This window comes from Streptomyces sp. NPDC048258, from assembly GCF_043201995.1.
Taxonomy (GTDB): Bacteria; Actinomycetota; Actinomycetes; order Streptomycetales; family Streptomycetaceae; genus Streptomyces.
Window position 1 is genome coordinate 53,655 of record NZ_JBICZH010000008.1, and the last position, 11,669, is coordinate 65,323.

Annotated in this window: 9 protein-coding genes; 5 read left to right on the plus strand and 4 right to left on the minus strand. The window is 72.6% G+C overall.

The window, feature by feature from the left end; translation table 11 throughout:
- The first annotated feature begins 259 nt into the window (after positions 1-259).
- Both ACGFYQ_RS19575 and ACGFYQ_RS19580 read left to right on the plus strand, forming a co-directional pair.
- Positions 260-1,345: a mechanosensitive ion channel family protein gene (locus ACGFYQ_RS19575; RefSeq protein WP_393745454.1), complete on the plus strand. Its 1,086-nt coding sequence runs from the start codon at positions 260-262 to the stop codon at positions 1,343-1,345.
- Positions 1,346-1,433: 88 nt separating this feature from the next.
- On the plus strand, positions 1,434-1,736 hold the full coding sequence (locus ACGFYQ_RS19580; RefSeq protein ID WP_393745456.1) for a DUF1876 domain-containing protein: 303 nt from the start codon (positions 1,434-1,436) through the stop codon (positions 1,734-1,736).
- Between the two features lie 128 nt (positions 1,737-1,864).
- Here the strand turns inward: ACGFYQ_RS19580 and ACGFYQ_RS19585 are convergent, their stop codons facing one another.
- Entirely contained in the window at positions 1,865-2,443 is a 579-nt protein-coding gene (locus tag ACGFYQ_RS19585; protein ID WP_393745458.1) for a hypothetical protein, read from the minus strand.
- Positions 2,444-2,592: 149 nt separating this feature from the next.
- Positions 2,593-4,422: a serine hydrolase gene (locus ACGFYQ_RS19590; protein ID WP_393745460.1), complete on the minus strand. Its 1,830-nt coding sequence runs from the start codon at positions 4,420-4,422 to the stop codon at positions 2,593-2,595.
- A gap of 257 nt (positions 4,423-4,679) precedes the next feature.
- On the opposite strand from ACGFYQ_RS19590, the gene ACGFYQ_RS19595 reads away from it, so the two are divergent.
- Both ACGFYQ_RS19595 and ACGFYQ_RS19600 read left to right on the plus strand, forming a co-directional pair.
- Positions 4,680-5,786 (plus strand): NAD(P)H-dependent flavin oxidoreductase, encoded by a 1,107-nt coding sequence (locus ACGFYQ_RS19595; RefSeq protein ID WP_393745462.1) that lies wholly within the window; start codon positions 4,680-4,682, stop codon positions 5,784-5,786.
- Positions 5,787-5,802: 16 nt separating this feature from the next.
- Positions 5,803-7,353, plus strand: a complete 1,551-nt coding sequence (locus ACGFYQ_RS19600) for an acyl-CoA synthetase (RefSeq protein WP_393745464.1) — start codon at positions 5,803-5,805, stop codon at positions 7,351-7,353.
- An 18-nt stretch (positions 7,354-7,371) separates the two neighbouring features.
- Here the strand turns inward: ACGFYQ_RS19600 and ACGFYQ_RS19605 are convergent, their stop codons facing one another.
- Entirely contained in the window at positions 7,372-7,884 is a 513-nt protein-coding gene (locus ACGFYQ_RS19605; protein ID WP_393745466.1) for a hypothetical protein, read from the minus strand.
- Between the two features lie 195 nt (positions 7,885-8,079).
- Between ACGFYQ_RS19605 and ACGFYQ_RS19610 the strand changes: the two genes are divergently transcribed.
- On the plus strand, positions 8,080-9,183 hold the full coding sequence (locus ACGFYQ_RS19610) for a calcium:proton antiporter (protein ID WP_393745468.1): 1,104 nt from the start codon (positions 8,080-8,082) through the stop codon (positions 9,181-9,183).
- Between the two features lie 21 nt (positions 9,184-9,204).
- Here the strand turns inward: ACGFYQ_RS19610 and ACGFYQ_RS19615 are convergent, their stop codons facing one another.
- Positions 9,205-11,634: a penicillin acylase family protein gene (locus ACGFYQ_RS19615; protein ID WP_393745470.1), complete on the minus strand. Its 2,430-nt coding sequence runs from the start codon at positions 11,632-11,634 to the stop codon at positions 9,205-9,207.
- Positions 11,635-11,669 lie beyond the last annotated feature (35 nt).

The following is an 11,669-nucleotide window of genomic DNA, read 5'->3' on the forward strand; positions in this document are numbered from 1 at the left end:
GCCGAACCACGCAGGAATGTGCAAGATCGTCGGCCCGCCGGGCGGAGGCGCGCGTCGTGCGGCCGGATCGCGCCCGTGCCGCCCGGGGTCACACCGGCCCACCTGTGGCGCCCCGCCGGCCATGGGGCAGGATGGCAGCCCGTTCCGTGTGCGTACACACGCCCGAACGGGCCCCCGCACAGCACGATCTGACAGGTGACAAAGTGACGACACAACACATACGCCGCTCGGCGGCGCCCTTCGCTCCGGAGGGGATCCTGTGAGCCGCGATCTCGTCCTGCACGACTGGGTGGTGGCCGCCATCGCGATGGCGGCGGGTGTCGCGGCCGGGCTGCTGCTGCGCGCCGTCCTGCGGTGGCTGGGCAAGCACGCGAGCAGGACGGCGTGGAGCGGGGACGACGTCATCGTCGACGCGCTGCGCACCCTCGCTCCCTGGGCGGCCGTCATCGGCGGCGCCGCCGCCGCGGCCACGGCGCTGCCCCTCACCACGCGGGTCACGGGGATCGTCAACCAGTCGCTGACCGCCCTGCTGATCCTCATCGCCACGGTCACGGCGGCCAGGGTCGTCGCGGGGCTCGTGCAGTCCGTGGCCCAGTCCCGTACGGGAGTGGCCGGATCGGCCAGCATCTTCGTCAACATCACGCGCGTCGTCGTGCTGACCATGGGCGTGCTCGTCGCTCTCGAGACCATGGGCGTGTCCATCGCGCCGCTGCTCACGGCCCTCGGGGTGGGCGGTCTCGCGGTCGCCCTGGCGTTGCAGGACACGCTGGCCAACCTCTTCGCGGGAGTGCACATCCTCGCCTCGAAGACGGTGCAGCCCGGTGACTACATCCGGCTCAGCAGCGGCGAGGAGGGGTACGTCGTCGACATCAACTGGCGCAACACCGTGGTGCGCAACCTGTCGAACAACCTGGTGATCATCCCCAACGGCCGCCTCGCGCGCACGAACATGACCAACTTCACCCAGCCGGAACAGAAGTTGTCGCTCCTCGTCCAGGCGGGTGTCGGCTACGACAGCGACCTGGAGCACGTCGAGCGGGTCACCCTCGACGTCGTCGACAGCGTCATGGCCGACATTTCCGGAGGGGTCGCCGACCACGAGGCCGCCGTCCGCTTCCACACGTTCGCGGACTCCAGGATCAATTTCACCGTGATCCTGGGCGTGGGCGAGTTCAGTGACCAGTACCGGATCAAGCACGAGTTCATCAAGCGCCTGCACGAGCGGTACCGGGCCGAGGGCATCTCCATCCCCGCCCCTACGCGGACGGTCTCGGTCCAGCCGTGGGGGCCGTCACCGGTCCCGCACCAGCGCGACTCCGCGGACCCGGTGCTGGCCGAGCGCTGAGGGGGCCGGCGCCCAGGGGACTGGGATGGCCGGATCCGCCCGCTCGGAGGGATCCTGGAATCGGTACCGGAGCGGGAGGAGGCGCGCGATGACTCACGCCGAAGAGTGGAAAGTGGGCGTCTACCTGATCGAGGAGGACGGCACGACCAAAGCCCGGGCGGTGCTCGAGAGCGGCAAGACGACGATGGTCGGCCGCGGCACGGCGCGCTGCAATCCCGAGGACGTGGAGATCCCCGCGATCGGTGACGAGCTGGCGGCGAGCCGCGCGATGCGCGACCTGGCGGGCCAGCTGATGCGAGCCGCCGACCGGGACCTGGCCTCGGTGGGCGCCGTGCCCAGGCCACCCCGTACGGGCTACGGCTGGCCGGAAGACGCGGGCCCCGCCACGTAGACCGTGTGCGCCGGGCGGGGTCCGGGCCTCGCCGTGGAGCGGCCGGGCTGACGCGCGGGCGCGTCAGCCCGGACGGCATGCGCGGGTGACCCTCCGTGACGGGATCGGGGCCCGTGGTGCCCGTTCCGCTACGGGCAGGTGGTGGTGGGGGTCAGGCCGGCGATCCGGCTGAGCGGGATGTCGATGTCCTGCCCCTGGGTCCGGAGGAGGACATTTCCTTCGCTGCCCGAGCCCAGAGTCCCGCAGAGCGTGCCCGCCGACGTCGAGACCTGCACGAACTGTCCCTGGGAGGCTGCGGGAGCAGCGGGCCACCAGGAGGAGGCGGCAGCGGTGGCCACCAGCACGACGGCGAGGAACGTCAGGGTGAGCCCCCTTCGCAGTCGTCGGGCGGCGCGGTCCACGCCGTTCTTCCCCTCCGGCCTCGCGCCGGCCTCTGCCGCGGACGCCGGTACGGGCCAGGCGACGCGAGCGACCAGATACGTCGCCCAGCAGGCCACGGCCAGCGCCACCAGGACCAGTACCCCCGCCAGTTCCTCGATGCCCCGGGGCGCCTCCGAGCTGCCGCCGCTCTTGAGGACACCGCAGATTCCGATGAACCCGAAGACGGCCAGCTGAACGGTGTGCCAGCCGCGGGCGGAAGCCTGCACCTCCGCGGCTGCGTTCGCCGCGTGCAGATCTGGGACCGGCGGCCGATCGTCCTGGCTCATGCGTCCATCTCCCCGGATCTCTCCTGCGGACGGGCCAGCGGGCCTGGCGCGCGTACGAGCAGGCCAGCAGCTTCCGTCCGTACTGGTCAACGGGACACTCCGCACACGGTCGGCAGTCACCGGTACGCGCGGGAACCGGGGGCACAGCACTAGTCCGCCGAGCGGGTCCAGCCGATGGCCACGATGCGGGCGGCGTCGGCGGGGCGGTCCTCCGCGAACAGGAGGCGGGCCGGTTCCGCCACGCGCACGACGTCCACGTACACCCCGCGCCCGACGTAGCGGCCGGTCGCGGCGTGGCGGAAGCGCAGCCGCACCTCGCGGCCCGACCAGGCGGCCGTGAGGGGAGCCTCCAGGCGGTGCCAGATGCGGCCTCCCCAGCCGCCCGCGGAGCCGCGCGGCCAGGACTCGGCGCCGCCGCCGGTGGACCGGACCGTGGTGAACGGCAGCGGCTCCCAGTGCTCCCCGTCGGCCGAGGCCTCCAGGTGGAACGCGCCCTCGCCTGGCACGGTGTCCCACCACACGGCGCAGCGCAGCCGTGCGGCGGCCGTCGCCGGGGTGATCGGCGGCAGGTTCAGGGTGCCCGAGGAGCCCGGAGTGGTCCCGGAGAACCAGGCAGGGCCGCCGTGCCTCGTGCGGACCGGGACGGCGCGGGCGAAGCGGTTGCCGACGGCGACCCGCGGGGCGCTGCCGGCCCGCCAGGTGCGCACGGGGTGGACGGAGTTGCCGAGCAGGATCAGGAAGGAGTCGGTGGAGGGGTCCAGGACCAGGGAGGTACCGGTGAACCCGGTGTGCCCGGCGGAGTGCGGGGTGGCCATGGCGCCCATGTACCAGTGCTGGTAGAGCTCGAAGCCGAGGCCGTGGTCGTCGCCGGGGAAGGCGGTGTTGTAGTCGGTGAAGAGCAGCTCGACGGAGGCGGGGCGCAGGATGCGCCGGCCCGCGTAGACCCCGCCGTCGAGCAGGGCGCGGGCGAGGACGGCCAGGTCCCAGGCGGTTCCGAAGACCCCGGCGTGGCCCGCGACTCCGCCGAGCGCGTACGCGTTCTCGTCGTGGACCTCGCCCCACACCAGGCCGCGGTCCAGGCCGGACCAGGGCGGGCGCTGCACCTCGGTGGCGGCGGTGACCCGGCGCCAGGAGCGCGGCGGGTTGTACCGAGTGCGGTGCATCCCGAGCGGAGCGGTGATCTCGTCGTGGAGCAGGACATCCAGAGTGCGACCGGTGATCTCCTCCAGGAGCAGCTGGAGGGTGATCAGGTTCAGGTCGGAGTACCGGTAGACGGACCCGGGAGTCTCCTGCGGCCGCACCGACCACAGCAGCCTCAGCCGGCCCTCGCGTGTGGACTCCTGGTAGAAGGGCGCCCAGGAGCGCAGCCCCGAGGTGTGCGTGAGCAGCTGACGGACCGTGATCAGTTCCTTGCCGCCGCCGGTGAAAGCGGGCAGGTACCGGTGCACCGGGGCCTCCAGCTCCAGCCGGCCGCGCTCCATCTGCTGCACGGCCAGGATGGAGGTGAACAGCTTCGTCAGCGACGCCAGGTCGAAGACGGTGTCCTCGGCCATCGCGATCCGCTCGGCCGCCGGGAACTCCCGGGCCCGGTCCGTACGTCCGTCGTAGTCCGCGTACCGCACGGCGTCACCCATGGCGCGGTGCAGCGCGATGGTGCGGCCACGGCCGGCGAGCACCACCGTCCCCGCGTAGTAGGGGTGTTCGGGGGAGGGGCCGAGGAACCGCCGCGCCTCCTCCGCCACCCCCTCCAGGTGCTTGTCCAGCAACCCGGCCTGACGCGCGGACCCGTACCGCAGCCGCAGCCCCTGGAGCGCGCGCCGCTCGGCCGCGCCGCCGGCCGCCCCGGCGGAGCTGCCGGGGAGTGCGGCGTGCAGGACGAGCACTCCGCCGAGTGCGAGCAGCCGTGCGCCCAGCCGGCGCCTGCTCAGCGCGTGCCCACTCGTGGCCTCTCCTCCGCTCGCCCCCGTGCCTGCTGCCATGTTCCGGCCCTCCTGTCCGAGTTCGCCTGCGGCGCCGTTTCCCAGGGCTCCGCCCCGGACCCCGCGCCTCGAACGCCGGCGAGGCTGGATGTGCCTGCGGCGCCGGTTTCAGCGCCGCAGGCGACCGACTGCGCCGCACGCTAGTGGGTATCTGCCCGGCCGTCGGGGAGCGTTCCCACTTGGCGGACCGGAAAGAATCTGACACTGCATCAGAAAATCTCTTCCCTCGGATGCCGGTCTGCGGCATTCTGCCGCCCATGGAGACGGAGCTGAGCAAGAAACTCGGAGTCGAACACGCCATCTTCGGCTTCACGCCCTTCCCCGCGGTCGCCGCCGCCATCACCCGCGCGGGCGGATTCGGCGTACTCGGCGCGGTCCGCTACACCGCGCCCGACGACCTCAAGCGCGACCTTGACTGGATACAGGCGCACACCGACGGCAAGCCCTACGGCCTTGACGTCGTCATGCCCGCCAAGAAGGCCGTCGACGGCATCAGCGAAGCCGACATCGAGGCGATGATCCCGGCCGGTCACCGCGCCTTCGTCCGCGACACCCTCGCCAAGCACCACGTGCCCGAGCTCGCCGAGGGCGAGGCCTCCGGCTGGCGGATCACCGGCTGGATGGAGCAGGTCGCCCGGAACCAGCTCGACGTCGCCTTCGACTACCCCATCAAACTCCTGGCGAACGCCCTGGGTTCCCCGCCCGCCGATGTCATCGCGCGCGCCCACGACCACGGCGTCCTCGTCGCCGCCCTCGCGGGCAGCGCCAAACACGGCCGCCGCCACGCCGAAGCCGGCATCGACATCGTCGTCGCCCAGGGCTACGAGGCCGGCGGACACACCGGCGACATCGCCACCATGGTCCTCGTCCCCGAGATCGTCGAGGCCGTCGCCCCGCTCCCGGTCCTCGCCGCCGGCGGCATCGGCAGCGGCGAGCAGATCGCCGCCGGACTCGCCCTCGGCGCCCAGGGCGCCTGGCTCGGCTCCCTCTGGCTCACCACCACCGAGGCCGACCTGCACTCCCGTGCCCTCACCGGGAAACTGCTCGCCGCCGGCTCCGGCGACACCGTCCGCTCCCGCGCCCTCACCGGCAAGCCCGCCCGCCAGCTGCGGACCGAGTGGACCGACGCCTGGGACGACCCGGAGGGCCCCGGCGCGCTCCCCATGCCCCTGCAAGGGCTGCTCGTCGCCGAGGCCGTCTCGCGGATCCAGAAGTACGAGGTCCAGCCGCTGCTGGGCACCCCCGTCGGCCAGATCGTCGGCCGCATGAACAGCGAACGCAGCGTCCAGGCCGTCTTCGACGACCTCACCAGCGGGTTCGAACGTGCCATCGACCGCATCAACCGCATCGCCGGCCGAGCCTGAGAAGGGCGTGAGCAGCATGACCGAAAGGCCCAACGGCTTCTGGGCGCAGGCCGCCGCCGACCCCGAGCGCACCGTCCTCGTCACCCCCGACGGCGAGGAGTGGTCCGCCGGACGGCTGCACGCCGACGTCAACCGCCTCGTCCACGGCCTGCGCGCCGCCGGTCTGGAGAAGGGCGACGTCTTCGCCGTCGTCCTCCCCAACGGCGTCGAGTTCTTCACCGCCTACCTCGCCGCCTCCCAGGCCGGTTTCTACCTCGTCCCCGTCAACCACCACCTCGTCGGCCCCGAGATCGCCTGGATCGTCTCCGACTCGGGCGCCAAGGTCCTCATCGCCCACGAGCGCTTCGCCGACGCCGCCACCGCCGCGGCCGACGAGGCGGCCCTGCCCGTGAACCGCCGGTACGCCGTCGGCGCCGTCCCGGGCTTCCGGCCGTACGGGGACCTCCTCGAAGGACAGCCCGGGACGCCCCCCGAGGAGCGCACCCTCGGCTGGGTCATGAACTACACCTCCGGCACCACCGGCCGCCCGCGCGGGATCCGCCGGCCGCTGCCCGGCAAGCTCCCGGAGGAGACGTACCTCGGCGGCTTCCTCGGCATCTTCGGCATCCGGCCCTTCGACGACAACGTCCACCTGGTCTGTTCGCCGCTCTACCACACGGCCGTCCTCCAGTTCGCGGGCGCCGCCCTGCACATCGGCCACCCGCTGGTCCTGATGGACAAGTGGACCCCGCAGGAGATGCTGCGGCTGATCGACCACCACGCCTGCACGCACACCCACATGGTCCCGACGCAGTTCCACCGGCTGCTCGCGCTCCCGCAGGAGACGAAGGACGCGTACGACGTCTCCTCGATGCGCCACGCCATCCACGGCGCCGCGCCCTGCCCGGACCACGTCAAGCGGGCGATGATCGACTGGTGGGGCCGGTGCGTGGAGGAGTACTACGCCGCGAGCGAGGGCGGCGGAGCCTTCGCCACCGCCGAGGACTGGCTGAAGAAGCCGGGAACCGTCGGCAAGGCCTGGCCGATCAGCGAACTCGCCGTCTTCGACGACGACGGCAACCTGCTGCCCGCCGGTGAACTGGGCACCGTCTACATCAAGATGAACACCGGCGGCTTCAGCTACCACAAGGACGAGGGCAAGACGAGGAAGAACCGCATCGGCGACTTCTTCACCGTCGGCGACCTGGGCCTGCTGGACGAGGAGGGCTACCTCTTCCTCCGCGACCGCAAGATCGACATGATCATCTCGGGCGGGGTCAACATCTACCCGGCCGAGATCGAGTCGGCCCTGCTCACCCACCCGGCGGTCGCCGACGCCGCCGCCTTCGGCATCCCGCACGCCGACTGGGGCGAGGAGGTCAAGGCGGTCATCGAACCGGCGGAGGGCTTCGAGGCGGGCGACGCCCTGGCCGCGGAGATCCTGCACCACTGCGAGCGGCAGCTCGCCGGCTACAAGCGCCCCAGGACGGTCGACTTCATCGAGACGATGCCGCGCGACCCGAACGGCAAGCTGTACAAGCGCCGCCTGCGCGACCCGTACTGGGAGGGCCGCGAGCGCGCGGTCTGAGCCCGGCCCGGCCGGGGGCTACTCCTGGTAGCAGCAGCCCCCGTAGCCGTCGCAGTCGTACTCGATGCCGCCGCCGCGCAGGAGCTGACTGCAGTTCGGGCAGATGGCGAGCAGGGCGGGGTTCGCGCGCAGGAAGCTGGAGTTCCGCAGGGCGAACACGGCCCGGACGGCGTCGGCCCCGTGCTCGCGGATGCCCTGCTGCAGGAATTCGAAGGCGCCGTAGGTGTGCCCGCATTCGCACTGGATGCGGGTGCAGCGGAAGGAGCCGATGTTCTCCAGGCCGAGCTCGGACTCGATCCGGGTCCGCTCCTGGTCGGTGACCACCTTGATGCCCGAGAGTTCGATCCGCTCCGGGGTCCAGTACCAGGACTTGACGGTCCTGGCCTGCTCGGCCGTCAGGTAGAACGATGCCGTCCGGCCGCTGGTGATCGTCTCCTTGACCATCTCGACGACGCTGCAGTCGTCCGCCGAGACGATGACCTTCCCGGTGCGGGCGACGGCTTCGATGTGGGTCAGCAGAGAGTCGTCCACGGCGTTTCCTCCCGGCGGGTGGCGCGCGTTCCGGACAAAGGGGTCCAGGTCCTGCCCGCCACTCTTCCCGCGCGTGCCCGCCCGGCCGGGGGCGGCGCGCCGTCGCGACACCCGAAAGGACCGCCTGCCCGCCCGACTCCCGGTGCGGCGCGTCCTTGCCGGGCCGCCCCGGGGACGCATGGCAGCGTGGCCGGCATGAGTACGGCAACGCGCAGATCACCCCTGACCGACTGGACCGTCCTGGTCCCCGTGGTGGCGCTCGTCGCCCTCGTCTTCAGCTGGGGACGCGACCTGCCCTCCCCGGTCGTGGCACTGGTCGCCCTCTGCCTGGCCGGCGCCGTGCTGGCGGCCGTCCACCACGCGGAGGTCGTCGCCCACCGGGTCGGCGAACCCTTCGGGTCCCTCGTCCTCGCCGTCGCCGTCACCGTCATCGAAGTGGCGCTCATCGTCACGCTGATGGCCGACGGCGACGACAAGACGTCCTCCCTCGCCCGGGACACCGTCTTCGCGGCCGTCATGATCACCTGCAACGGCATCGTCGGCCTGTCCCTGCTCGTCGGCGCCCTGCGCAACCGGGTCGCCGTCTTCAACGCCGAGGGCTCCGGGGCGGCCCTCGCCACCGTCGCGACCCTCGCCGTCCTCAGCCTCGTCCTGCCGACCTTCACGACGAGCAAGCCCGGCCCGGAGTTCTCCAGCGCACAGCTGACCTTCGCCGCCGTCACCTCGCTCGCGCTGTACGGGCTGTTCGTCGCCGTCCAGACCGTCCGCCACCGGGACTACTTCCTGCCCGTGGACATCGAGCGCAGCTCCGGCGAGCACGACGACCACGCCGCGCCGTCCACCGCCCGCGCCGCCCTGATCAGCCTCGGCCTGCTGCTGGTCGCGCTCGTCGCGGTGGTCGGCGACGCCAAGGCCGTCTCCCCCACCATCGAGAAGGGCGTCGCCGACGCCGGCCTGCCCAATGCGGTCGTCGGTGTGATCATCGCCCTGCTCGTGCTGGCGCCCGAGACCCTGGCCGCCGTCCGCGCCGCCCGCCGCGACCGTGTCCAGACCAGCCTCAACCTGGCCTACGGGTCCGCCATCGCCAGCATCGGCCTGACCATCCCGGCCATCGCCCTGGCCTCGATCTGGCTCTCCGGCCCGCTCATGCTGGGCCTCGGCCCGGTCCACATGGTGCTGCTCGCCCTGACCGTCGTGGTCAGCGCCCTCACCATCGCCCCGGGCCGCGCCACGCTGCTCCAGGGCGGCGTACACCTCGTGGTGCTGGCCGCGTACCTCTTCCTGGCCGTCAGTCCGTGAGGGCCAGGAAGAGGGCGCGGGTCACCGCCGCTCGCGGGCCACGACCACCTTCAGCTGCGGCGAGGTGAGGATGTCCCGCTCACAGAACCTGGACGTCACCCAGCGCTCCTGCGAGAACAGCCGGGTCTGGTCGGCGTAGTACGGCGAGTCCGGGTTCGAGGACTGGCTGTACGTCAGCAGGGTGCGCGCCACCGGGCAGCGGCCGCCGTCCCAGCCGACCGCCTGGATGTGGCTGGACCCGTGCACGACCTCCGGGTAGCCGCCGGCCGCCGCGTTCCACGGTGCCTCGATCTTGTTCCAGACGCCGAGCGCCTCGGTGCCGCCGCCCACCGGCAGCCGCTGCCCGCCGCGGACCACGAACTGGTGCTCGCCCAGCGGGGCGTCCAGCGCGATCCCGGCCGCCCCCAGTTCCAGGACGGTGTCCGCGAGCGCCCGGCCGATACCGGGCGCCGACCGGTCGAGCGTACGGGGCGTGCGTACCGGATCGGCCGCGGAGAACGGCACCAGCCACAGGTCCTTGGCCGGGGTCGTCGCCGTCAGCTTGCGCCAGAACCGGTCGAAGAACAGCGCGCCGCGGCTGGCACTGTCGGCCGTACGGTCCCAGCCCGCCAGCACTCCGCAGGCCGCCGAGACGTCCACCGCGCTACCGTCGCCCGCCGTCGCCGTACCACCCGGCAGGGCGGCGCAGGCCTGCGCCGCGTCCGCCGCCGCCAGGTCACCGGCCGGCGCCCGGTTGGCGAACTGCTGCTTCTGCAGGTCGGCCACGGTCAGCCGGCCCTTCGCCGCCATCGCCGCCACGTCCTCGATCGCGCCACGGGTGCGCATCGAGCGCGGGGTGCCGGCATTGCCCCAGATCCGCTCGTAACCGGTCAGCGGCCGTTCCGCGTTGGCCAGCCAGGCACTGTCGTTGGAGTTCTCGGCGTACGGCGCGTCGCGCAGCGTCGGCGCCTTCCCCGGCCCGAACACCCCCGGCTGCACCGCGTCCGGATCCGAACCGGGCGCGCAGTCGCCGCGCGCCCCGTCCAATACCGCCAGCCCCGAAGCGGGATACGTGGCGCGGCCCAGCGGCGTGGAGCAGCGCGCCACGAGCTCGTCGGTGATCCGCGGCAGTACCTGGGACTGGGTGAAGAGGGTGCCGCCCGCCGAGTCGGCGGCCACGGTGTTGACCCACGGCAGGCCCTGGGTGCGCTTCAGGGCGTCCTGGATCCCGGCCACCGAGCGGGCCTTGCCCATGGCGAGCGCGGTGTCCGAGCCGCGCAGGTTCGCCGCGTTGGGATCGTTCAGCGCGTACGCCGTGCCGGTCGTCCAGGGCAGCGGCAGGCTCGGGCCGAGGTTCGAGACCACCGGCCCGTAGCGCGTCCACCACTGGGTGCGGGTCACCGGATCGCCGCCCGCCACCGGGACGGTGACGGTCCGCCGGGTCATCTTCTCCGGCTTCCCGTCGACCAGGTAGGCGGTCGGGTCGGCCGGGTCGAGGGTGAGCTGGTGCAGGTTGACCGGGGTGCCCGTGGCCACCGTGTGGCTCCAGGCCACCTTCTCGTTGAAGCCGATGTTGACCACGGCGGTGCCGAGCAGGGAGCCGCCCGAGACGTTCAGTTCTCCCGGGATGGTCTGCTGCGACTGCCAGAAGCGGCGACCGCCCTGCCAGGGGTAGTGCGGGTTCCCGAGGAGCAGCCCGCCGCCGCTCGCCGTGGTGGATCCGGCGAAGGCCACCGCGTTGGAGCCCATGTCGTAGCGGGTGGTGTCGAAGAACTCCTCGGCCGCCTCGGCCGCGGCCGCCGGGTCGGGCTCCTGCGGGGCCGCCGTACGGGCGCCGGCCGGGCCCGGCGGCTGAGCGGCCGTGATGCCGTCGATGCCGCGGCCCTGGCCGCCGAGGACCGAGACCGCGAACCCGCGGGCGGCCACGTCGGTCACGGTGACCGGACGGACCCAGCCCGCGCCCTTGCAGGCGGGGTCGGTGACCTTGTTCTGGGCGAGCCAGGCGTTGTAGCCGGCGGCCCAGCCGCGCATCAGCTCCTTGAGGTCCTTGCCGGGGCCGGCCGGAGCGGGCGTGTCCAGCAGCTTCTCGACCGTGCCGGACTCCCGTACGCCCTTGAAGTACAGGTCGCTGGAGAGGTTGCGGGCGGCGGAGGAGAGCGATCCGTCGGGCGCGGCGTCGGGGCCGAACCAGCGCGAGCGCTCACCGGCGAGGGTCACGAACCCGTCGGCGAGGACGCAGACCTGGTCGGCGGCCTGGGCCCAGCCGGTGCCGAAGCCGAGGTGCGCGTAGTCGCGGGCGAGGATGTGCGGAATGCCGTTCTCGGTATACCGGATGACGGCGGACAGACCGCCGCCGGTGGGTATCCGGTCACCGGTCGCCGCCGAGGCCTGCGGTATCGCGGCCGTCGCGGCGAGCAGAGCGGCGCCGGTGAGGGCGACGCGGCGGAACATCGGGCGGGTGCGGAGCAACATACCTCCCAAGTAGCCTGCGGATGCGCAAGGTTGTC